25 protein-coding genes and 1 riboswitch are annotated in these 22,211 nt (G+C 60.0%); of the genes, 11 read left to right on the top strand and 14 right to left on the bottom strand.

Going from position 1 to position 22,211, the window contains the following annotated elements; genetic code table 11:
* Positions 1–51 precede the first annotated feature (51 nt).
* The 3 genes from C934_RS0106635 to C934_RS0106625 form a co-directional block, all read right to left on the bottom strand.
* Positions 52–813: an amino acid ABC transporter ATP-binding protein gene (locus C934_RS0106635; RefSeq protein ID WP_018855919.1), complete on the bottom strand. Its 762-nt coding sequence runs from the start codon at positions 811–813 to the stop codon at positions 52–54.
* Positions 810–1,490 carry an amino acid ABC transporter permease gene (locus C934_RS0106630; protein ID WP_025658056.1) on the bottom strand — a complete coding sequence of 227 codons (681 nt, stop codon included), beginning with the start codon at positions 1,488–1,490 and terminating at the stop codon, positions 810–812. Before C934_RS0106630 ends, C934_RS0106635 begins: the two co-directional genes overlap by 4 nt.
* A 103-nt stretch (positions 1,491–1,593) precedes the next feature.
* Positions 1,594–2,367 carry an amino acid ABC transporter substrate-binding protein gene (locus C934_RS0106625; protein ID WP_026371611.1) on the bottom strand — a complete coding sequence of 258 codons (774 nt, stop codon included), beginning with the start codon at positions 2,365–2,367 and terminating at the stop codon, positions 1,594–1,596.
* A gap of 245 nt (positions 2,368–2,612) precedes the next feature.
* Between C934_RS0106625 and C934_RS0106620 the strand changes: the two genes are divergently transcribed.
* The 3 genes from C934_RS0106620 to ispG all read left to right on the top strand — a co-directional run bounded on the left by C934_RS0106620 (position 2,613) and on the right by ispG (position 5,990).
* Complete coding sequence (locus C934_RS0106620) at positions 2,613–3,389, top strand: DeoR/GlpR family DNA-binding transcription regulator (protein ID WP_026371610.1); 777 nt, start codon at positions 2,613–2,615, stop codon at positions 3,387–3,389.
* A gap of 60 nt (positions 3,390–3,449) precedes the next feature.
* On the top strand, positions 3,450–4,643 hold the full coding sequence (locus C934_RS0106615) for an MFS transporter (protein ID WP_018855915.1): 1,194 nt from the start codon (positions 3,450–3,452) through the stop codon (positions 4,641–4,643).
* Between the two features lie 96 nt (positions 4,644–4,739).
* Entirely contained in the window at positions 4,740–5,990 is a 1,251-nt protein-coding gene (gene ispG / locus C934_RS0106610) for a flavodoxin-dependent (E)-4-hydroxy-3-methylbut-2-enyl-diphosphate synthase (RefSeq protein ID WP_018855914.1), read from the top strand.
* A 17-nt stretch (positions 5,991–6,007) separates the two neighbouring features.
* On the opposite strand, the gene C934_RS0106605 is transcribed toward ispG, so the two are convergent.
* Together C934_RS0106605 and C934_RS0106600 are read right to left on the bottom strand one after the other, a co-directional pair.
* Positions 6,008–6,646: a LysE family translocator gene (locus C934_RS0106605; RefSeq protein WP_018855913.1), complete on the bottom strand. Its 639-nt coding sequence runs from the start codon at positions 6,644–6,646 to the stop codon at positions 6,008–6,010.
* Positions 6,647–6,762: 116 nt separating this feature from the next.
* On the bottom strand, positions 6,763–7,677 hold the full coding sequence (locus tag C934_RS0106600) for a polyprenyl synthetase family protein (RefSeq protein WP_018855912.1): 915 nt from the start codon (positions 7,675–7,677) through the stop codon (positions 6,763–6,765).
* 134 nt (positions 7,678–7,811) lie between these two features.
* On the opposite strand from C934_RS0106600, the gene mtgA reads away from it, so the two are divergent.
* From mtgA to C934_RS0106575, 5 genes are all read left to right on the top strand, one after another.
* Entirely contained in the window at positions 7,812–8,558 is a 747-nt protein-coding gene (mtgA, locus tag C934_RS0106595; RefSeq protein ID WP_026371609.1) for a monofunctional biosynthetic peptidoglycan transglycosylase, read from the top strand.
* Positions 8,559–8,655: 97 nt separating this feature from the next.
* The gene (locus C934_RS0106590) at positions 8,656–9,375 is read left to right on the top strand and encodes a DUF1868 domain-containing protein (RefSeq protein WP_018855910.1); all 720 of its coding nucleotides are present in this window, start codon (positions 8,656–8,658) and stop codon (positions 9,373–9,375) included.
* An 11-nt stretch (positions 9,376–9,386) separates the two neighbouring features.
* Complete coding sequence (locus tag C934_RS0106585) at positions 9,387–10,034, top strand: glutathione S-transferase family protein (RefSeq protein WP_018855909.1); 648 nt, start codon at positions 9,387–9,389, stop codon at positions 10,032–10,034.
* Between the two features lie 156 nt (positions 10,035–10,190).
* Positions 10,191–10,376 carry a 50S ribosomal protein L32 gene (gene rpmF / locus C934_RS0106580; protein ID WP_016556742.1) on the top strand — a complete coding sequence of 62 codons (186 nt, stop codon included), beginning with the start codon at positions 10,191–10,193 and terminating at the stop codon, positions 10,374–10,376.
* Positions 10,377–10,522: 146 nt separating this feature from the next.
* On the top strand, positions 10,523–10,927 hold the full coding sequence (locus C934_RS0106575) for a hypothetical protein (protein WP_018855908.1): 405 nt from the start codon (positions 10,523–10,525) through the stop codon (positions 10,925–10,927).
* A gap of 3 nt (positions 10,928–10,930) precedes the next feature.
* Here the strand turns inward: C934_RS0106575 and phaR are convergent, their stop codons facing one another.
* Positions 10,931–11,503, bottom strand: coding sequence for a polyhydroxyalkanoate synthesis repressor PhaR (phaR, locus tag C934_RS0106570; RefSeq protein WP_018855907.1), 573 nt, complete (start codon positions 11,501–11,503; stop codon positions 10,931–10,933).
* A gap of 235 nt (positions 11,504–11,738) precedes the next feature.
* Here phaR and C934_RS0106565 point away from each other — a divergent pair, with 235 nt between their 5' ends.
* Together C934_RS0106565 and C934_RS0106560 are read left to right on the top strand one after the other, a co-directional pair.
* A complete protein-coding gene (locus tag C934_RS0106565; protein WP_018855906.1) occupies positions 11,739–12,920 on the top strand; it encodes an acetyl-CoA C-acetyltransferase in 1,182 nt (393 codons plus the stop codon).
* A 68-nt stretch (positions 12,921–12,988) separates the two neighbouring features.
* Positions 12,989–13,714, top strand: coding sequence for a beta-ketoacyl-ACP reductase (locus C934_RS0106560; protein ID WP_018855905.1), 726 nt, complete (start codon positions 12,989–12,991; stop codon positions 13,712–13,714).
* Here C934_RS0106560 and C934_RS35050 read toward each other — a convergent pair.
* The 8 genes from C934_RS35050 to metA all read right to left on the bottom strand — a co-directional run bounded on the left by C934_RS35050 (position 13,711) and on the right by metA (position 20,119).
* Positions 13,711–13,863 carry a hypothetical protein gene (locus C934_RS35050; protein WP_167354919.1) on the bottom strand — a complete coding sequence of 51 codons (153 nt, stop codon included), beginning with the start codon at positions 13,861–13,863 and terminating at the stop codon, positions 13,711–13,713. The two genes, C934_RS0106560 and C934_RS35050, sit on opposite strands and share 4 nt — an antisense overlap.
* A gap of 88 nt (positions 13,864–13,951) precedes the next feature.
* On the bottom strand, positions 13,952–14,098 hold the full coding sequence (locus C934_RS35045) for a hypothetical protein (RefSeq protein WP_018855903.1): 147 nt from the start codon (positions 14,096–14,098) through the stop codon (positions 13,952–13,954).
* 141 nt (positions 14,099–14,239) lie between these two features.
* Complete coding sequence (locus C934_RS0106545; RefSeq protein WP_018855902.1) at positions 14,240–14,968, bottom strand: SIS domain-containing protein; 729 nt, start codon at positions 14,966–14,968, stop codon at positions 14,240–14,242.
* Between the two features lie 14 nt (positions 14,969–14,982).
* The gene (nagA, locus tag C934_RS0106540; protein WP_018855901.1) at positions 14,983–16,134 is read right to left on the bottom strand and encodes an N-acetylglucosamine-6-phosphate deacetylase; all 1,152 of its coding nucleotides are present in this window, start codon (positions 16,132–16,134) and stop codon (positions 14,983–14,985) included.
* Positions 16,134–17,165, bottom strand: coding sequence for an SIS domain-containing protein (locus tag C934_RS0106535; protein WP_026371608.1), 1,032 nt, complete (start codon positions 17,163–17,165; stop codon positions 16,134–16,136). The genes nagA and C934_RS0106535 overlap by 1 nt, the downstream gene beginning before the upstream one ends.
* Entirely contained in the window at positions 17,162–17,935 is a 774-nt protein-coding gene (locus C934_RS0106530) for a GntR family transcriptional regulator (protein ID WP_018855899.1), read from the bottom strand. Before C934_RS0106530 ends, C934_RS0106535 begins: the two co-directional genes overlap by 4 nt.
* 112 nt (positions 17,936–18,047) lie before the next feature.
* Positions 18,048–19,070 carry an aldose epimerase family protein gene (locus C934_RS0106525; RefSeq protein WP_018855898.1) on the bottom strand — a complete coding sequence of 341 codons (1,023 nt, stop codon included), beginning with the start codon at positions 19,068–19,070 and terminating at the stop codon, positions 18,048–18,050.
* Positions 19,071–19,195: 125 nt separating this feature from the next.
* The gene (metA, locus tag C934_RS0106520; protein WP_018855897.1) at positions 19,196–20,119 is read right to left on the bottom strand and encodes a homoserine O-acetyltransferase MetA; all 924 of its coding nucleotides are present in this window, start codon (positions 20,117–20,119) and stop codon (positions 19,196–19,198) included.
* Positions 20,120–20,154: 35 nt separating this feature from the next.
* Positions 20,155–20,232: riboswitch (SAM riboswitch) on the bottom strand.
* 150 nt (positions 20,233–20,382) lie between these two features.
* Here metA and C934_RS0106515 point away from each other — a divergent pair.
* A complete protein-coding gene (locus tag C934_RS0106515; protein WP_026371607.1) occupies positions 20,383–22,209 on the top strand; it encodes an ABC transporter ATP-binding protein/permease in 1,827 nt (608 codons plus the stop codon).
* Positions 22,210–22,211: the final 2 nt, after the last annotated feature.

Raw genomic sequence — 22,211 nt, 5'->3', positions numbered from 1 at the left:
AGCTCAAGATTGTCGGGGGAACGCGCTGCGCGCTGTCACTCGACACGCCCCCTAAATATCGTAGGTATGGGCGGCGTTGATCGTCGAGATGAAGCGTTTGGTGCGCTCTCGCTCCGGCGCCGTGAAGATGTTCCTTGCGCTTCCCGTCTCGACCACACTGCCGGCCTCGAGGAAGACAACGTCGTTGGCGATCTTCGAGGCAAGGCGCAGGTCATGCGTCGCCATTACCATCGTCGTGCCCTCGCGGGCGAGACGGCCGAGAACATCGACGACTTCGGCGGAAAGCTCGGGGTCGAGCGCCGATGTCGGTTCATCGCAGAGAAGAACTCGCGGAGAGGGAGCGAGCGCGCGGGCGATTGCGACGCGCTGCTGTTGTCCACCCGAGAGCGTCGAAGGCCAGGCGTCGGCCTTGTGCGCCATGTTGACCTTTGTCAGCAATTCCATCGCCCGTTCACGCGCCTTTTCCTTCGGCCACTTGAGCACGGTGATGAGGCCCTCCATTACATTCTCGATGGCCGTCTGATGCGGAAAGAGCTGGAAGTTCTGGAATACCATTCCGGTCTGCCGGCGGATCTTCTGGATCGCCTGCCAGCCGGTCTTCTGGCCCAGCGTAAAGCTTATTTTCTCGTCGCCGAGGCGGATCGTGCCTGCTGTCGGGATCTCCAGCAGGTTGATGCATCGCAGCAGCGTGCTCTTGCCTCCGCCCGAGGGGCCGACGAGTGCGGTGACGCTGCCTTCCGGAATCCGGATGCTGATGTCTTTCAGGATGACGGCGTCGCCGAAGCGCTTTTCGATATGGGAAAGCTCGATCATGCGTTTGCCTCCAGCATGCCGCCATAGCGCGCGAAGCGACGCTCGAGGCGAACCTGCAACGCTGATAGGACGGAGCTCAAAGCAAGGTATATCAATGCGGCCTGGATGTAGAGGATGAGCGGCTCGTAAGTGGTCGCGACGATGCGCTGCGCAGCCTGGAACAGCTCCGGGACCGTAATGGCGGCCGCCAGCGACGTGTCCTTCACCAGCGAGATGAACGTATTGGAGAGCGGCGGTACAGCAACGCGCCCGGCCTGGGGCAGGATCGTGCGGCTCATCGCCTGGCGCCAGCTCATGCCGATCGAATAGGCCGCTTCCCACTGCCCCTTCGGCACGGAGGAGATGACGGCGCGGATGATTTCGGAGCTATAGGCGCCGATGTTGAGGGTGAAGCCGATCAGTGCTGCCGGAAAGGCGTCGAGCAGGATGCCGATGCTCGGCAGGCCGTAAAAGATGACGAAGAGTTGCACCAGCAGCGGTGTGCCCCTGATGGCCCAGACATAGAAGCGCGCGATGGCGGCGATCGGCGCCGGCGCGAAAAGCCGTGCGATTGCCGTCAGCAGTCCAAGGATGAGACCGAGTGTGAATGACAGGAGCGTCAGCGGGATCGTGAAGATCAGGCCGGCCCAGAGGAGCGGACCAAGCGACTCCGCCATCAGTTGAAGCCAGTGCGGCAAGGTTCAATCCTCAAAGAAGATGCGTCCAGCGAGGTTTCGCTGAACGCTTTCTCGGGAACATATAAAGGATGTGGCGGCGGCAGCAAGCCGCCTGCGTTACGAGTTACTTCGAAACGTCCTGACCGAAGTACTTGTCGGAGATCTTCTTGTAGGTGCCGTCGGCCTTGATGTCGGCCAGTGCCTTGTTGATGGCTTCCAGTAGCTCCGGCTCACCCTTGCGGATGATGATGCCGGAAAAATCGGCATTTTCCTGCTGGGCGACGATCTTCACCGGAGCGTCAGGCTTGTGCTTCTTGAAGTCGAGGAAGGAGAGGCTGTCGTTGATCGTCGCGTCTGCACGCTTGGTCAATACGAGCTGGATCGACTGGTCGAAACCATCGGTACCGACGAGTTCTGCGCCGGACTGTTCGGCAAGCTTGCCGAAGTTGCTGGTCAGCGACTGAGTCGACTTCTTGCCCTTCAGGTCCGCAAAGCCCTTGATGCTGTCGTCGCCGTCGCGAATGATGAGAACGGCCTTGGATGCGATGTAGGGCTCGGAGAAATCGTACTTCTGCTTGCGGGCTTCGGTGATACCGACCTGGTTGATGACCGTGTCGTAGCGCTTGGCATCAAGACCGGCGATCAGGCCGTCCCATTTGCCTTCGACGAATTCGGCCTTGACGCCGAGCTTGGCAGCAACCGCTTCGCCGATCTCCACGTCGAAGCCGACCAGCTTGCCGCTATCGTCATGATAGGTGAACGGAGCGTACGTGCCCTCCGTGCCGATCTTGAAGACACCCGCAGACTTGACGGCGGCGAGGTTTTCGCCGGCAACGGCGGGAAGAAGGGCGGCGGCCTGGATCAGTGCTGCAGCGGCGATGGTCTTCAGGAGGTTCATTTCTTTATCCAATTCACAGGGTGTTTGATGCACGAAAAATCGCAGAAAAGCTGATCGCTGCGAAGCGTAGAAAACTGCGAAGAAAATCGGCATCTGCGAATATTTTTCTCATTTATCACAGATTTGGCGCGCCCTGTTTCAGTTTGTGAAGATCGAGATAGCGCACCACACTTGCGTGCACGTTTGTATCCGTTTATGCATGTTTTTATCAGTTTTTGATCAACCAGGCTGAAGTCGGCATGAACATGAACGAACTTCTCCTGCAGGAGCGCCAAAGCGTCATCCTGCGGAAGCTACAGAGTGATGGTCGGGTGCTAGCCGCAGATCTTGCAGTTGAATTCCGTGTATCCGAAGACACGGTCCGCAGGGACCTGCGCGAGATGGCAGCTGCCGGCCTGTGCGAGCGCGTCTATGGTGGCGCGTTGCCGGTTGCGCCCGCCGGTGGGAGCCTTGGCCACCGGGCAGGGATCGCGCGGGATCGCAAGCAGGCGCTCGCCGTCGCCGCTGTGTCGCAGATCGTTCCCGGCTCGACCGTGTTTTTCGATGCGGGCAGCACCAACCTCGCAATTGCGACGGCCCTGCCAATGGATTTGACCCTAACGGCAGCGACCAACGCGCCAGCGATCGCCGCCGCCTTGATCGAGAAGCCGGCGGTTAACGTGATCCTGATCGGCGGGCTTATTGACCGGCAGGTCAGCGGCGCGCTCGGCGCGAAGGCCATGCGCGACATGGAGTCCCTCTCGCCCGATCTTTGCATCCTCGGTGCTTGCGGGATAGATCTGACGGCTGGCGTGACGACTTTCGGCTTCGAAGATGCTGAATTCAAGCGTTTTGCAGCATCGCGAAGCAAGAAGGTTTTGGTCGCCGCGACGTCCGACAAGTTCGGCACTGCCGCGCCGCACAGTGTACTTCCGGTGGCGCAGTGCGAATGCCTGGTGGTCGAGCAGGACGCCGACCCGGCCATGCTGGCGCGCTATCGCGACAGCGGCTGCAGGACGATCGTGGCTGGCGGAACGACGTAACTATCATTCAATAAACGCGTCGGGCGCGAGTGCCGACGTCGAGACACTGTGGGAAGAGACATGGATAACCACGTTAACACAGCGCCGATGGTCAGAAGCGGCTACGTAACGAAGAACAGGATAGCGGTTTCGCTGCTGTTTCTCATCAACGGCTTCATCGTTGGCTGCTGGGCGCCGAAAATTCCCGAATTCGCAGAGCGCCTGCAGCTGAGCAAGTTTCAGTTGGGTCTGATGATCCTGGTTCTTGGTGTCGGTTCGCTTACCCTGATGCCAATCGCGGGGGCGCAAATCGCGCGCTATGGCTCGAAACTTGTCGCGCAGATCGCCGCGGTGTGCCTTCTGCCTGCGCTGCTTGCACTGACGCTTGCGCCGAACGTTGCGACAGGGGCGATCTCGATCTTTCTGTTTGGCGGCTTCATGGGCGCCATGGACGTTGCCATGAATGCGAATGCGGTTGCGGTCGAGCAATCGATGCGGCGGTCGATCATGTCCTCGTGCCACGCCTTTTGGAGTTTGGGCGGTTTGATCGGTGCCGGCCTCGGTGGCCTGCTGATCGCCAAGGTCGGCGTGATCTGGCATGCGCAGATTGCGACTGCGCTTGCGGCGATCGTTTTGGGTATCGCCTGGAGGATGATCCTTGCGGACCCTCCGCATCCCGACGAGAAGAAGGAAAAGCTCCGGCTGCCTCTGGTGCCGCTGCCATGGCTGATCGGATTGATGGCGCTGTTCTCGATGGTTCCCGAGGGCGCTGTGCTGGATTGGGGCGCGCTCTACCTGCGTGAGGAACTGGGAGCATCGGTGGCGCTTTCCGGCTTCGGCTTTGCGGCGTTTTCGCTGACGATGTCGGTCATGCGGTTTGGTGGCGATCTTGTTCGCGACCGGCTTGGCGGCGTGATGACGCTTCGGATCTGCACGCTGTTTGCAATATCAGGCATGCTGCTCGCCGCCTTTGCGCCCAATGCGGAAATTGCGATCCTAGGCTTTGCGCTTTGCGGGATCGGGATCTCGAACATGGTCCCGATTGCCTTTTCGGCTGCCGGCAATATTCCGGGCCTGCGCGCCGGCATTGGCCTCTCGGTGGTAACCACTATGGGCTATTCCGGCATGCTGGTGGCTCCGTCGGCAATCGGTTTCGTGGCGGAGCATATCGGCTTCAGCGTAGTCTTCATGGCTTTGCCGGTGTTGCTGGTCGTCGTGCTGCTGTTTTCGAACCTTGCACGCTATGCCGACGGCATATCGGGTGGCGGTCACTGAGACGGCTCCAAGCAAAAGTGATGTGCGGGGCGGTTGACAACAAAGCGGGCATGATCCACCTGAAAGACACGAAATTCAGGGGTTCAAGAACTCTATATGTCTTCTGCTGCAGATTTTGATCCGAAGCCGCGCCGCGCATCCGTTGCGGTCGATGTTGGTGGCGTCATCGTGGGTGGTGGTGCGCCTGTTGTCGTCCAGTCGATGACGAATACCGACACTGCGGATATAGACTCCACCGTTGCGCAGGTGGCGGCTCTTTTCAAAGCGGGGTCCGAGATTGTCCGCATCACCGTCGACCGCGACGAGAGCGCTGCCGCGGTTCCGAAGATTCGCGAACGGCTGCTGCGCCTTGGCATGGACGTCCCGCTCGTCGGTGATTTTCACTACATCGGCCACAAGCTTCTTGCCGACCATCCGGCCTGCGCCGAGGCACTGGCGAAATACCGTATCAATCCGGGCAACGTCGGCTTCAAGGACAAGAAGGACAAGCAGTTCGGCGACATCATCGAGATGGCGATCCGCTACGACAAGCCGGTGCGCATCGGTGTGAATTGGGGTTCGCTGGATCAGGAGTTGCTGACGGCGCTGATGGACCAGAACGCCGAGGCTGGCTCACCGCTTTCGGCGCGTCAAGTGACGCGTGAGGCAATCGTGCAGTCCGCCTTGATCTCGGCCAATCTGGCCGAAGAGATCGGCCTGCCGCGCAACCGCATCATCCTGTCCGCCAAGGTCAGCCAGGTCCAGGATCTGATCGCCGTCTATTCGATGCTCTCCGAACGCTCCGACCACGCCCTGCATCTCGGCCTTACCGAAGCCGGCATGGGCAGCAAGGGGATCGTCGCTTCATCGGCTGCCATGGGCTATGTGCTGCAGCAGGGAATCGGCGATACGATCCGCGTGTCGCTGACGCCGGAGCCGAATGGCGACCGGACGCGCGAAGTGCAGGTTGCCCAGGAGCTGCTGCAGGTGATGGGCTTCCGCCAGTTCGTGCCTGTCGTTGCGGCTTGTCCCGGCTGTGGGCGCACGACCTCGACCGTATTCCAGGAATTGGCGCAGAACATCCAGAACGACCTTCGCAAGAACATGCCGGTCTGGCGCGAGAAATATCCGGGTGTCGAAGCGCTGAACGTTGCGGTCATGGGCTGCATCGTCAACGGACCAGGTGAAAGCAAGCACGCCGACATCGGCATTTCCCTGCCCGGCACCGGCGAAACGCCGGCTGCGCCCGTGTTCATCGACGGCAAGAAGGCGTTGACCCTGCGCGGGCCGAACATCGCTTCTGACTTTGAGGCGCTCGTGGTCGACTACATCGAAAAGCGCTTCGGGCAGAAGACGGCCGCCGAATAAGCGGCAATCGAAAACGCTCAGATTCGGCTGGTCAGCAGCTTCAGCCCCGCGACACAGTAGAAGGCGGCCATGGCCCCCTCGATCCAGCGGCGTATGTTGCGGTAGATCTTCAACGCATGTGGTGTCGAGAACAACACGGCGTAGCCCATGAAGACGGTAAAGCCTGTCACCATGCACACTCCGATGATCAGGCCGGCGACGGGTGCCGGCGCGCCCTGCGGCATGCCGAGGGCGATGATCGCCAGCCACGCGAAGATGGCCTTCGGGTTGGTGATGTGGATACCATAGCCGCGTAGCAACTGGGCCCGCGTCGAAAGGTTTCTCTGCACGACAGCTGTCGGCAGGTCATTGTTGGCGCGTACGGCCTTGAAGGCCTTGTAGGCGAGATAAAGCAGATAGAGGCCGCCGAAGACCTTCAGGATCTCAAGCGCGATGGCGTAGGTCTGGAGGATGGTCGCAAGACCGAGAGCGGCGGCGCAGGCCCAGGTGAACGAACCCGCGAAGATGCCAAGCGCGATGGTCATGCCTGCCTTCCGGCCGTGCGTCATCGACGTCGACACGATGGCCATGATTGCCGGACCAGGGCTGATGACGGCGATCAGATAGGCGACGTAGGCCGGCAGGATCTGCGGCAGGTAGGTCAGGATCTCATGCATCTTGCGTCTCTTGTTCGGCCACTCGGCTATTGCCGGTTTTTTTGCCCCGGCTCCACGCGAACGACAAGGGACTGCATCTCGTCAGGTGGCGGAAATATTGTCTCGGTGACGCTTTTTCAGCTCTTGCGTCCGGCAATGAAGCGAGCTGCTTCAGTCAGAACTGTGCCGCGCCCGGCATAGGGAGACAGCAGTGCTTCGGCCTCGCGCACATGCTCGGCAAGCTTGGCTTCCGCCCATGCCATGCCGTGCAGTGCCACCAATGTGCCCTTGCTGCGACCGGCGTCCTTACCCGTCGCCTTGCCCATTGTGGCTGCATCGGAGGTGAGATCGAGAATGTCGTCCGCGAGCTGGAAGGCGAGGCCGATCCTCTCGCCGAACTGACGCAGTCGTGTACGATCCTCCGGCGAAGCGCCGGCAATGATGGCGCCGGCTTCGCAGGCAAAGCGGATGAGCGCGCCTGTTTTCATGGCCTGCAGCGTCACGATGCCTTGTTCGTCCGGCGCCTGCTTCTCGGCGGCAAGGTCGAGTGCCTGACCGCCTGCCATGCCCCCGATGCCTGCGGCTCGCGCCAGCGCGAGCGTCAACGCCACTTTGGCGGCATCAGGCAATTTCGTTTCGGGCGCAGCGATGATGTCAAAGGCATAGGTGAGCAGACTATCGCCAGTGAGGATTGCGGTCGCCTCGTCATAGGCGATGTGCACGGTCGGCTTGCCTCGACGCAGGTCGTCGTCGTCCATTGCCGGCAGATCGTCGTGAACCAGCGAATAACAGTGCACGCATTCGAGTGCCGCGCCCACACGCAGCGCCGCGTCTCTGTCCCCGCCGAGCAGCGATGCCGCCTCGATGACCAGGAAAGGGCGGAGCCGCTTGCCGCCGTTCAGGCTGGCATAGTGCACGGCTGAACGCAGCCGTTCCGGACGGGCGATCTCGCCGTTCAATACGGATGACGACAGCAGGGTGTCGAGCACAGCCTCGACCTCGCGCGCGGTGGCCGTCAATCTGGCTTCGAATGTTTCAGAGCTTGCGTCCATGGCGCGCTGTTTGGCATGAGCTGCCTTCCCTCTGCAACGGAATTGTCGATCATCCGGCGAAGATTTCCTTTGTCTCTGGCAATGCCAGTTCGCAAACGGTATGGAGGAGAAGGGCAAGAGACTGGGTCGGGGAATTGGACATCACGCCGGAGAGAGAGGAAAGCATGACCGTGCCGTTTCACAGGCACGCGTTGTTTTGGCTCAAGGGCCGGCCCGTGATCATGCGCATCGCTCTCGCACTGGCGGCGCTCGTCATTCTTCCCTATGTCCTGATTGTCCTCTATCTGCTGCCTTTCGTTCACCCCGTTTCCACGCTCATGCTTCGCGATCTGGTGCTGCTGCGCGGCTACGACCGGCAATGGGTATCGCTCGACGATATCTCGCCGGTTCTCGTCCAGTCGGTGATGATGTCCGAGGATGGACAATATTGCTTCCACGGCGGTGTCGATTGGGGCGAGATGCGGATGTTGTTGGAGGATACGCTGAGCGGCCAGGCGACCCGTGGCGGAAGTACGATCCCGATGCAGACGGTGAAGAACCTGTTCCTCTGGAATAGCCGGTCCTTCGTTCGCAAGGCGATGGAGCTGCCGTTGGCTGTGACCGCAGATTTCGTCTGGTCGAAGCGGCGCCTGATGGAGATCTATCTCAACATTGCCGAATGGGGGCCGGGGGTATACGGCATCGAGGCCGCGGCACGTCACCATTTCAACGTGCCGGCATCGAAGTTGACCAGTCGGCAGGCCGCTCTTCTTGCCGTGTCGCTTCCCAACCCCTTCGATCGCAACGCCGGCAAGCCCGGGCGTGGCTTGCGACGGCTCGCCGGCCTGATCGAGCGCCGCGCGCGAGGGTCGGGCGATTACATCAGATGCATTTATGATTGATATCGCAATAAGTCGTTGGTGCTCATGAGTGTCATCTGGCATTCGTGCTTTAAAATTATGGACGGAAATCCCTCCATCAACGACCGGATTACCAGCGATGATTTCTGCCCTTTCGCCCAGCCTTCTGACCTATTCCGCCATTCATAATCCTGTCCCGCCGAGGCATCTCGGGACCCGCTACGACGCAACTGGGACGTTTCTGCGCGAGCCCGGCAATACGGTAGTCTGTCATCTGGTCGAGGGATCGCGCTCGCAGCGGGCGATCGTTGAAGCGCGTGAGACGTTTCTGGCGATGCCGGAAGCTTCGCAGTTCGCCTTCACGCCGATCTCCAGCCTGCACATGACCCTGTTTCAGGGTATTATCGAGTATCGCCGCACGCCGCCTTACTGGCCGGAGGACGTGGCGCTTGATACCGGGATCGAGCGCATGAGCGAGATCTTTCTGGATCGGCTGCAATCCTACGAGCCACCGGGCCCGTTTGAGGTTGAAGTCACCGAGGTCACGCCGGTCGGACTTACGGTGGACGGCATTACCGCAGCGGACCGGCGGACCATGAAGGAATGGCGGGATGCGTTCGCCCCTGTGTTCGGCTACCGGCACCCGGATCATGACACCTATGCGTTCCACGTCACATTCTGCTATCCGATCGCAAGGCTGCCGGAAGCGGCGCTCCGGGCATGGCAGGCGATGCTCGATGGCGCGCTTGCCACACTGCGCGAAACCGCTCCGGTGATAGAATTGAAGCCTCCGGCCTTCTGCTCTTTCGACGATATGAACCATTTCGAGGAGCGGCTTGTGTTCGCGCCTGCAGCGTAAAGGGAGATTTCATGGACAAGCTCACGCTCTATATCGGCAACAAGAACTATTCGTCCTGGTCGCTTCGGCCATGGATCGCCATGACGGCCGCCGGCATTCCCTTCGAGGAGGTGCTGGTTCCCTTCGATTTTCCCGCCGGCAATCCTCGCTTCAGGGAGTTCTCGCCAACGGGGCAGGTTCCTGTGCTTCTGCACGGCGAGGTTCGTGTCTGGCAGTCACTGGCGATCATCGAATATGTTGCCGAGCTCTTCCCGGAAGCCGGGCTATGGCCAAGGGAGCGTGGGAAGCGAGCGGTCGCGCGCGCTGTTTCCATGGAAATGCTTGCGGGTTTCGGAGCCCTGCGGAACGCCTGCCCGATGAATATCCGGCGGCCGAAGGGCAAGATCGCGCTTGCTGATGGGGTCATGGCCGATGTCGCCCGCATCGAGACGATCTGGCGCGACCTGCGCGCCCACTCCGGCGGGCCGTTCCTTTTTGGCGGTTTTTCAGGCGCCGACGCGATGTTCGCGCCAGTTGTCAGTCGTTTCGATGTATACGACCTGGTATCTGCCGGCGACACGCTCAGTTATATTGCAGCCATCAAGGCGCATCCCGCCTGGAAAAAGTGGGAAGAGGCGGCGCGATCCGAGCCCTGGATTGTCGAGGAAGACGAGGTCTGACCCTTGAATCGCAGGAATCTCAAAAAATAAGCTTGGGGACTGGTCAAGCCCCCTCAAGGCATGTATAAGCGCGCAAAATTTCCGAAATCGCGATACGTCGTTTCGGCCGCCAGTCTGGCCGTAGGATGTGTTTGCCCGTGAAGTGGAGTAAGAGAAATGGCTGTACCGAAGAGAAAAACGAGCCCGTCCAAGCGCGGTATGCGCCGCTCTGCCGACGCGCTGAAGGCTGCGACCTACGTTGAAGACAAGAACTCCGGCGAACTGCGCCGTCCGCACCATATCGATCTGAAGACCGGTATGTATCGCGGCCGTCAGGTTCTGACGCCGAAGGAAAGCGCATAATACATTTGCGCTCTGTCTGAGTAAGACTTGCGAGGTCGGCCATGTGCCGGCCTTTTGCTTTTTCCGACGACAAATACATTCTTTGGATGGCTTGAAGTCACGCGGCGATTTACGGCACTATTCTCTCGCTGGGGGAGATTTGCCACATGTTCAATGCTGTGCCGCTGATGGTTATTCCGTTCATTCTCTACAATATGTCGATGCTGGGCTTGATGGGCGGCGGCGGGCTTCCATCGCTCGAAAACGATGTCATCGTTTTGTCGATGATTTCGGGGGCCATGTGGAGCATGTCGCTCGGCGACCTCTTCATCGTCATCGCGCTTGCAGTTCTGTTCTTCGAAATATTGAAGGCGACCCGCAATGACGGCAGCCTTACCAATCACATATTGTCGATGCTCGTCTTTATTGCCTTCCTGGTCGAGTTTCTCCTCGTCCAGGATGCGGCCACCCAGGTTTTCTTCATCCTGATGACGATTGTGTTGATCGATGTGATTGGCGGCTTTGCCGTATCTATTCGCACCGCCAGGCGCGATGTTTCGATCGGGCTCTGACGCTTAGAGACTATCGAGTTTGTTCTGAAGGGCGCGCAGCTGTTCCTTCAGCTCGTCGATGTCCTTTGCTTCCGCCTTGCGGCTCTCCTTGGCCGGCGGCGTCATGAACGGTGAAAACATCTGCATGGCCTGCTGGAACATCTCGGTATTGCGACGGACCTGGTCTTCGACCAGCTGCATCGGCAGTTGCAGGTTCTTGCCGATCGGCGTTTCGCCGAAAGCGCGCGTGACCTGCTCGCGCATCTGCGCCTGCTGTTCGGTAAAGGCGCGCATGGAGTGTTCCAGGAAGCTCGGAACGACCATCTGCATCTGGTCGCCGTAATAGGTAATCAGCTGGCGGAGGAACGAGATCGGCAGGAGCGTGTTGCCCGTCTTGGATTCCTGTTCGAAAATGATTTGTGTCAGTACCGAGTGGGTAATGTCGTCCCCGCTTTTTGCATCCTGGACCGTAAAATCCTCCCCCTTCTTTACCATCTCCGCCAGGTCTTCCAACGTTACGTAAGTGCTGGTGCCTGTGTTGTAGAGGCGGCGATTGGCGTATTTCTTGATTACGATCTGCCCGTCATTCTTCGCCATATCAGTCTCCCGAAGCCCGTCTGATTGTTATGGAAATTCCTCCACGGAGGAATGTAGACGCAAACGAAGCCCAGTGACAATCTCTTTGTGCGATGCGGCAACCCCTTTTGCAGCAGAGATAATTTGCCCCAGCGTAAGCAGTGCCTAAAATTGAATGTTAGCGTCTTGTCGTTTGACTTGGCGCTGAAGCTTTGTCAGTTTCCTCTGTATCTGATGGAGTTAACAGGAGATCGTCATGTCGAGTTCATCCATCGTCATCGCTAGTGCAGGCCGCACAGCCGTTGGCTCATTTAATGGCGCGTTCGCCACCGTTCCGGCCCATGAACTGGGTGCGGCCGCGGTCAAAGGTGCGCTGGAGCGTGCAGGCGTCGATGCCAGCGAAGTCGATGAAGTCATTCTCGGCCAAGTTCTTCCGGCTGGCGAAGGCCAGAACCCGGCCCGCCAGGCCGCCATGAAGGCGGGCGTTCCCAAGGAGGCGACGGCATGGGGCGTCAACCAGCTCTGTGGCTCCGGTCTTCGGGCGGTGGCGCTCGGCATGCAGCAGATCGCGCTCGGTGACGCAAAGATCATCGTCGCCGGCGGTCAGGAGTCGATGTCGATGGCGCCGCATGCTGCGCATCTGCGCGGCGGCGTCAAAATGGGCGACATGAAGATGGTCGACACCATGATCAAGGACGGCCTGACGGACGCCTTCTACGGCTATCACATGGGCATCACCGCCGAGAACATTGCCCGCCAGTGGCAGCTCTCCCGCGAGGAGCAGGACCGCTTTGCCGTCGCGTCGCAGAACAAGGCGGAAGCCGCGCAAAAGGCGGGTCGCTTCGCCGATGAAATCATTCCGTACGTTATCCAGACACGAAAGGGCGACGTCACTGTCGATGCCGACGAGTACATCCGTCATGGTGCGACGTTCGAATCGATGGCCAAGCTGCGTCCTGCCTTCGACAAGGAAGGCACGGTGACCGCGGCGAATGCCTCGGGCCTGAATGATGGCGCTGCTGCAGCCGTGCTTATGACTGAAGCTGAGGCCTCCCGTCGTGGTATCCAGCCGCTCGTCCGCATTGTTTCCTGGGCTACGGCAGGCGTTGATCCGCAGGTCATGGGAACCGGACCGATCCCAGCGTCGCGCAAGGCGCTGGAAAAGGCGGGTTGGTCTGTCGGCGATCTCGATCTGGTCGAAGCAAACGAAGCCTTTGCCGCGCAAGCATGCGCGGTCAACAAGGACCTCGGCTGGGATCCTTCGATCGTCAACGTCAACGGTGGCGCGATCGCGATCGGTCACCCAATCGGCGCGTCCGGCGCGCGGGTGCTCAACACGCTCCTCTTCGAGATGAAGCGCCGTGGCGCCAAGAAGGGATTGGCGACGTTGTGCATCGGTGGCGGCATGGGCGTCGCGATGTGCTTTGAAGCTCTTTGAACAGCAGGCAATCCAACCATAACCTGAGCCCCGCAGGATAGCGGGGCCTTCAAATGAGGGAGCTGAACATGAGCAGGGTGGCTGTTGTCACTGGTGGTACCCGCGGCATTGGCGCCGCGATTTCCGTCGCACTGAAGAATGCAGGCTATGCAGTTGCCGCCAACTACGCGGGCAACGACGAGAAGGCGAACGCCTTTCACAGCAGGACAGGCATTCCCGTCTTCAAATGGGATGTTTCCGACTATGCATCATGCGGTGAGGGCATCGCGAAGGTAGAGGCTGAACTGGGTCCGGTCGACGTCCTTGTCAACAACGCCGGGATCACCCGGGACGCAATGTTCCACAAGATGACGCCGCAACAGTGGCACGAGGTCGTCAACACCAACCTCACCGGACTCTTCAACATGACGCACCAGGTCTGGGGTGGCATGCGCGACCGAAGCTACGGGCGGATTGTCAACATCTCTTCGATCAACGGCCAGAAGGGGCAGATGGGGCAGGCGAACTATTCGGCGGCCAAGGCCGGCGACCTCGGCTTCACCAAGGCACTTGCGCAGGAGGGTGCAGCCAAGAACATCACCGTGAATGCGATCTGCCCGGGCTATATCGGGACGGAAATGGTTCTCGCAGTTCCCGAGAAAGTCCTCAATGAACGGATTATTCCGCAGATTCCGGTCGGCCGCTTGGGCGAGCCTGAAGAGGTTGCCCGCTGCGTCGTCTTCCTGGTTTCCGATGATGCGGGTTTCATTACCGGATCGACGCTCAGCGCCAATGGCGGCCAGTTGTTCGTTTAGCGGATGGAGGCTGTAAGGCCGTTATCGTGGCTCTCGATCTGCTGCGAATAGCGGCCTTGCTGGCTGCGCGTATCGTACGGATTCAAGTATGCCGCATAGGTCGCCATGGCGATCGTCAATATTGCGGCTGCGCCGATAATTCTGGTCATGCCCTGCACTCCGAATTCCCCACGGCCCATTGGTCGTTCAAACCGGTGTCGATATTGGGGCGGATTTGAGGAATTATTAGGCTGTCTTTCAGCCCTTTGGGTGACGCCTTGCCTTAGCCCTGACCGGCACCTTTTGCATTGCGCGATCTTCGCCGCGAAGAGCGGCAGCGGCCGTTGTCACGAATGCAGCCGCAATCAGGATGGCGACCGCGGAATTCAAGATAATCTGCGTCATGGGACCGTTCCTTTCCAAGTCGGCGGGACGTAGCTTGCCGCTGTTCTTGAAAGAAATATGCGCCTCACTCGCACGGTCCGGTAGATTGAACTTTGGCGACCGACTGTCGGCGTGGCGTTGACAATCGGGCGCCGCGCTCTCCTAGAGGTGCGGATTGCGCGGTCGGTATTTTGACACCAGCCGCTGATTCACCGCTGCCGCGCCCGGCATGTTGGCGCTGAGATAGATCGGTGCGTCGCCGCTCTTCGCCAGCTCCGAAGCAACCTCTGCGAAGATCGCGTTGAGGACCGTTGCACCGATCGCCGTGGAAACCGGCCCGACTTTTAGCTCCGTGCCCGGGAGCGCTATCACGGCATCGCCAGGGGGAAGACCGTTGTCCAGTACGATATCGGCGATGTCGGCCAGCCGCCGCCGGCCGTTTGCAATCGCACTCGAATAGGAGACCGACGTGATGGCGATCACCTTGGCGCCGATTTCGTGGCCATAATCGGCAGCTTCGATCGGCGCTGCATTCACGCCGGAGTTCGATGCGATGATGATGACGTCGCCGGGCTGCATCCCATAGCGCTCCAGTACCGGCCGCACCAATCCTTGCGTACGCTCGTAAACGGAACTGATTACGGCGCCTTCGTGCAGCATTGCGGAGCCGACGAGGACCGGGATCGTCAAGGCGAGGCCGCCTGCTCGATAGTGGAGCTCTTCCGCCAGCATATGCGAGTGCCCGGTGCCGAACACATAGACCCGCTTGTCGTTGTGGGCGGCTTCCAGGATCGCTCTGGCCGCCAAAGCCATGGGCTCGGCGAGTTCCGTCTTCAAAGCCTCGAGCCGGCCAATCAGATTGGAGAAATAAGCATCGGTGATCGCGGTCATCACATCCTCGCTTTCTAGGCGGCTTCACCGCTGATGAAGGTCCGTGTGACCTCCAGGGCGTCGGTGAGATGCACCAGGTCGGCCCGGGCGCCCGGTGACAGGTGGCCGCGGTCGTCAAGGCGCAGGAAGCGCGCCGGGTAGAGCGTCGCCATGCGAAGGGCCTCGGCGAGAGTCAGTTCCAGATAGGTAATCCCGTAGCGGATGGTGGACGCCATATCGACATCGGAGCCCGCGAGCGTCCCGTCCGAAAGAACCAGCTTCGAGCAGAACCCGCCCCTTTCGCGCCGAACCGTACGACCGTTCAACGTGAAAGAGTCTTGCTCCGATCCAACCAGCGACATCGCGTCGGTGACGAAAAAGAGCTTGCCCTCGCCCCGCTTGGCACGAAGCGCGGTTCGAAGCGCCTTCGGATCGACATGATGGCCGTCGGCGATGATGCCGCACCAGACCGAGGGGTGATCGATGGCCGCACCGACCAGACCGGGCGCCCGGTGGCCAAGCTGGCTCATGGCGTTGAAAAGATGGGTGACGCCACGTGCGCCGGCATCGAACCGTACCTCTGCCGCCTCACTGGAGCAATCGGAATGACCGATGCTGACGGTGACGCCGGCTTCGCTGAGTTCGCGCACCTGTTTCGACGTGACCTGTTCGGCCGCCATCGTTACCAGCAGCGTGCCGATCGCCTCCTTGGCCACAATGAACGCCTTCACGTCCCTGTCTTCGACCGGGCGCATGAGCTCGGCAAGGTGTGCTCCCTTGCGGGCAGGCGCCAGATGCGGGCCCTCGAGGTGCAGACCCGCCACGCCGCGGTTCGACTTGACGGCTTCCTTGGCTGCCTCGATTGCTGCTGCTGTCGCCTCCGCGGTATCGGTGATCAGCGTCGGCAGCAATGCAGTCGTTCCGTAAGGGCGATGACCTTCAGCAATCATGTACATGGAGGCTGGCGACGGCTCGTCGTTGAGCATCCGGCCGCCACCGCCGTTCACTTGCGCATCGATGAAACCTGCGGAAAGCACGCCGCCTTCAAAGCGCGTGTGCTCACCGTCAGGAAGGTCGCCTGCCGCCGCAATCGCCTCGACACGGCCGTTCGAGACAATGAGCGCCTTGTCGTCGTGGAAGCGCTGACCGTCGAAGATCCGCGCGCCGGAGAAGATCTTGCGAACCATCACATCGTCTCCGTGACCTTGAGCAGGTTGGCCGGCTTGTCGGGGTCGAATCCTTTCCGACGGGTGACCGACTCGATCAGGCGGTAGTAGACGAGCAGCGAAACAAGGGGATCGAGCAATCCGCTGCCGGTCGTGGGCACCTGGACATTGATGCCGGAAACCGGCTTGGCCGAGAACGGCACGGTGGTGGCGCCCAGCTTTTGCAGTCGCTCCAGAGCCTGCACGTTATTGCCGAAGGCCGGATCATCCGGCGTGAAGGCGACGATCGGGAAGCCTGGCTGAACAAGGCGCATCGGACCATGCATCAGCTCGGCAAGGGAGAAGGCTTCTGCATGCAGGCCTGCCGTCTCCTTGGCTTTCAAGGCTGCCTCAAGGGCGATGGCGAAGGCAGGACCGCGACCAGCGGTGTAGAGTGAGCTGGCGTTGAATAGGACGTCCTCTGCGGCCTTCGTATCGATGCCGCTGGTTGCCTGGAGGGCATCGGGCAGCTTTTCAAGGGAGGCATGCAGATCGCGCTTGCCGCTGATGGCGGCCGTGACACCGGAAAGCGCGGCGACCGAGGCGATGAAGGACTTGGTCGCAGCTACGCTCTTTTCGGCGCCCGCATTGAGCCCGAGAACGATGTCGGCCTGCTTGGCAAGCGGACTATCGGTGACGTTGACGACAGCGATCGTCGTTGCGCCGCCGCGTTTTGCCGCATCCTGCAAGGCAACGATGTCGGGGCTCGCGCCGGATTGCGACACTGTGAAGTGGATGCCACCCTTCAGATGCAGCGATGCGCTGTAGACCGAGGCGATCGAAGGGCCAACCGATGCGACTGGCACGCCACAGGTAATCTCGAACAGGTATTTGAAGAAGGTCGCGGCGTGGTCCGAAGAGCCGCGCGCCGCGGTCGTCACGACGCTCGGAGCGCCCGATGCAAACAGCTTTGCAATTTCGTCGAGGACGGGCCTTTCTTTCTGCAGCAGCGTTGCGACGACCTCCGGCGACTGGCCGGCTTCCTGCAACATTAGCGACGGGCTTTCACTCATAGGTCATCTCCGATTCTCAATTCCGCAACAAAATCATATGCATCACCACGATAGTGGGAGCGGGTGTATTCAACGACACGCTGGTCCTCCAGACGCGACACACGTTCGATCAGCAGTGCGGGCGCGCCGGCATTCACGTTAAGCGCAGCGGCCGACGACGGATCGAGTGTGACCGCCGTCAATCTCTGCAGCGCTCGGACCGGGCGGTGGCCGTTCGCCGCGAGCGCTTCATAAAGAGATCCCTCGCCGCCACCGCCTTCGCCGAGAAACTTTATCGGCACGACAGCGCGTTCGATGGCAAGCGGCAGCCCGTCGGCAAGGCGCAGACGATCGAGGCGAAGAACCGGTTCATCAAGCCCAAGGCCAAGCAGGAACGCCTCTTCCGGAGATGGCGTGTTGACCGTCCGAGACAAGATCCTTGCGGCCGGAGCGCGACCGCGCGAGCGCATGTCGGCAGAAAACGACGAGAGCCGCCACAGCGACTGTTCCATTCGCTCGACCTTGGCGGAAACGAAGGTGCCGCTTCCGTGCCGCGACTCGAGCGTGCCTGAATTCATCAGGTCGCGATAGGCGGTCCGAACGGTGACACGCCCGACCTTCAAGGCTTCGGCCAGATCGCGCTCGCCGGGGAGCGCCGTTCCGGGCTTCAGCAACCCTTCCTGGATCAAACCGGTCAGCGCCTGTGCCAGCCGCTTGTAAAGCGGCCCGGTCAACGCCTCGTCGCGCAGGCCACGGCTGTTCAGTTCCGCTATCAGACTGGTTCTATCCATCTCGCAATAATAGAACCTATTTAGAACCAATCGCAAGCAAGAAATGACGCGCAAAAAAAAACCCCGCAGGAAGCCTGCGAGGGTTGGCTCATTCGAGAACAAGGCGAGAGCGTTAGCTCTTCGAGAAAATGTAATCCGTTTCCTGACGCAACACTTCACCCGGGCGCAAAACGGCATCGGGGAAGCCCTCGTGGTTGATCGCATCCGGCCAGATCTGTGTTTCCAGGCAGAAGCCGGCGAAGGGACCATACTTGCGTCCATCGAGGCCTGGCACAGGCACGTCGAGTTTGAAGCCGGCGTAGAACTGTACGCCGGGCTCCGTGGTGCGAACTTCCAGCGAAACGCCTGAGTTCAGGCTGCGGGCAAGCGCGACGGAGCGCTTTGCGGTGCGTTCGGTGGAGAGGCAGAAATTGTGATCGTAGAGCGCCTGTTCGCTACCGTCGAACCGCTTCATGGGCGACATCTCGCGGAAGTCGAAAACCGTTCCGGCGACGGGCCGTACCTCTCCGGTCGGGATCTGCAACTCATTCGTCACGAGGTAGCCGTCGGCTGCAATCATGATGTCGTGGCCGAGCGCATCGTCGCGGCCGTCGAGGTTGAAATAGGCATGCTGGCAGACGTTAGCGATCGTCGGTTGATCGCTCGTCGATTCGTAGGTCACGGAAAATTCGCCGTTGCCGTGTACCCGGTACGTCGCCTGGATGGTGCAGTTGCCCGGATAGCCGCCGCGACCGTCGGGATCGACGATCTTCAACACGACGCGGTCGGCATCATGCTCGACGATTGTCCAGTTCCGCTTGGCGATGTTGTCCTTGCCGCCGTGAAGATGGGTAACGCCCTTCTCGTTGAGATCGAGTTGATAGTTCTTGCCATCCAAGGTGAACTTGCCGCCGCCGATGCGGTTTGCGCAGCGCCCAGGCGTCGCTCCAAAATAAGAGGAGTGGGCGGGGTAGCTGTCAAAATCGTCGAAGCCAAGCAGCAGCGGCGCATCGTGACCGTCAAGGCGGAGATCCTGAATGACGGCGCCCCAGGTGATGATCTTGGCGGTCAGCCCGCCACCCTTGATCTCGACACGAAAGACAGTCTCGCCCGACTGGGTTTGCCCAAAAACTTCCCGTTTCAACATTTCCGCCATAGCGACCATCCAGATATATCTTTAATTGAGGCAGGGAACCTGCCCCCATTTGCCGCAAACCGCAACGGGTGTCGTAAAAAAGAAGCACGGTCAGACTAGGCGCGGCCGCTTAGCATCGGCTTCTGTCAGTTGCCCTTGCCGATGTCGTTGAGATCGTAAGGTGTCGTCTGGTAGATCTCGTTGATCCAGTTGCCGAACAACAGGTGCGCGTGGCTGCGCCAGCGATTTTGCGGCGCCAGCGACGGATCGTTGTGCGGGAAATAGTTGTGCGGCATCTTGATCGGCACGCCGGCATTCACGTCGCGGAAGTACTCGTCCGAGAGCGACGTTGAATCGTACTCCACATGATTGAACATATAGAGCCGCTTGCCCTTGCGTTCATGCACCAGGCAGACGCCCATTTCGCTGGATTCCATCAGGATCTCCAGGTCTGGTGACTTTTCGATGTCGCTGCGGCGAACCTCGGTCCAGCGCGACACGGGCACTTCGAAATTGTCGGAGAAACCGTTCAGGTAGACCGACGACGGCTTCAGATTCCGGTGTCGGTAGACACCGAAGGCCTTCTCCTTGAGTTCGTACTTCGGAACGCCGTGGAAATGATAGATCGCGGCCATCGCGCCCCAGCAGACGTTCATCGACGAATGGACGTTGGTTTCCGTCCAGTCGAAAATCTGCTGCATTTCACCCCAATAGTTCACGTCCTCATAGGGCAGTGTCTCGATCGGCGCGCCTGTTGTGATGAAGCCGTCGAACTTGCGGTCCTTCACTTCCTCCCACGTCTGGTAGAAGGCGAGAAGATGGTCTTCCGAGGTGTTCTTTGCTTTATGGTTGCCCACGCGGATGAGCGAAAGCTCCACCTGCAGCGGCGAAGCGCCGACCAGGCGGGCCATTTGCAATTCCGTCTTGATCTTGTTGGGCATGAGGTTGAGAAGCCCGATCTGCAGCGGCCGGATGTCCTGACGGATTGCCGCCGTCTCGGTCATCACGCGTACGCCTTCCTGAACCAGGGTTTCAAACGCAGGCAAGGTATCGGGGATCTTGATGGGCATTGCGGTCACTCGATCAAAGAAACGAATATATCGCTATCGGTCCGCACGCGGCCCTTTAGCAACTTCTTTAACGTGGCTGCAAGCCGGCCGGCCAAATCACCACGGATTGCCTTAAATAGCGCCAGTCGGGCTGCGAATCAATTGCTCATACGAAGAGTGGGGTCGATGCGAAGTCACTCACACGTTAAAGGTTGCTAGAATCTGTTGGTGGACACAGCGAATCACCACGTTTATTGAAGTAGAATGACGACTAGGGACGCGTAATGGCAGATGACCTCAAAGGCAGGCCAAGCATTCAAGGGCAGGACAGAGTAGGATACGACCTGAGCCTGGGCTATCGCTTGAGGGTCATGTTCTCGGCTTTCTGGCATTCGCCCGTGCGGGGAAGGGTCTTGGTGATCGCTACTGCGCTGATCGCCATCATTCTTGCGACCGCCTATGCAACCGTCATTCTCAACCAGTGGAACGCGCCATTTTACGACAGCATCGCGCGGCGTGATCTGCCCGGCTTCTTCCATCAGTTGAAGGTCTTCGCGTTGATCGCCGGCATGCTGCTGCTGCTCAACGTCGTGCAGGCCTGGCTCAATCAGATGACCGCGGTCTACATGCGCGAAGGCCTGACGCGTGATCTTGTCAACCAGTGGCTTCAGCGCAAGCGTGCGCTTCGGCTTTCGGCCAGCGGCCTCATCGGCGTCAATCCCGATCAGCGCTTGCACGAAGACGCCCGCAACCTCGCGGAAAGCACCACGAGCCTGATGATCGGGCTGGTGCAGGCGACGATCCTGCTGATCAGTTTCATCGGCGTTCTGTGGGATCTCTCAAGCGGCTTTATCTTCCGTTTCGGCACGCATTCCTTTTCCATTCCGGGCTATATGGTTTGGGCTGCGATCTTTTATGCGGCGTCCGCATCGATTCTCAGCCAACTGGTGGGCCGCAAGCTTGTAAAGCTCAATGCGGATCGTTTCTCGAAGGAAGCAGAGCTTCGCTTCGCGCTGATGCATGCCAACGAGAACATGCCGGCGATTACCGTGGCACGCGGCGAGGAGAATGAGCAGAAACGTATCGACACCGACATCAGTGCGGTGCTTGCCGTCATCAAGCGGGTGGCGATGGCCAACGTCAACCTCACCTGGGTATCGGCCGGCTACGGTTGGCTCGTCGTTGTCATCCCGATCATTGTTGCCGCACCCGCCTACTTCTCCGGCGGCCTGACGTTTGGCCAGCTGATGGTGTCCGTGGGCGCCTTCAACCAGGTCAACACGGCCCTTCGCTGGTATGTCGCGAATTTCGGTCCCATCGCCGAATGGCGCGCCACCCTGATGCGCGTCACCGATTTCCGGCAGGCGCTCACCAGCATGAATGACGAGATCAATATGAAGGGAACGATCAAGTACGAACGGAACCCTTCCGGAAACCTGACGCTGGAGCATGTCCGGATCGCCGCCAAGATCGGTGAGGACATCGACCAGTGCGGTGGTTTCCGCATGCACGAAGGCGCGGTGACGATCAAGGCCGGCGAAAAGGTCATGATCAACGGCGACCACAACGTGAATCGCAAATTGCTCTTCCTTGCGCTTTCCGAGCTTTGGCCGTGCGGCGGCGGCAAGATCGGCTTGCCGCCCACGGACGACATGCTTTTCGTCCCGCAATCGGCCTACATTCCGGGTGGTACCCTTCGCGAAGCATTGGCGTTTCCGGAACCCGTGGACGCCTATCAGAATGCCGATGTCGTTACGGCGCTGGAAAAGGCAGGTCTCCAAAATCTGGTTTCCCGGCTTGATACCCGAGCCCGCTGGGACAAGCTGCTTGACTCAGACGAGCAGCGGGCGATCGGTTTCGCTCGCCTGCTTCTCGTGCGGCCGAAATGGATTGTATTCGACGAAGTGCTGGAGGGCATGGAGCCGGAATGGCAATCGACGATGATGCAGGTCCTCGCTTCCATGCCTGAGGCAACGATGATCTACATCGGTCGGTCAGACACATACGTCGAGACTTTCAAGCCACGCGTTCTGCATCTTGAAGCGCTGCACGCGAAGCCTGAGATGAAGGTCGTGGCAAAGGCGCCGAACGCGCCGGCACCAGCACTCTGATC

Origin of the sequence: Rhizobium sp. 42MFCr.1 (assembly GCF_000377185.1) — a bacterium.
Lineage (GTDB): Bacteria > Pseudomonadota > Alphaproteobacteria > Rhizobiales > Rhizobiaceae > Rhizobium > Rhizobium altiplani.
The sequence above is the reverse complement of the archived record's forward strand: the minus strand, read 5'-3'. Positions and strand labels throughout refer to the sequence as shown.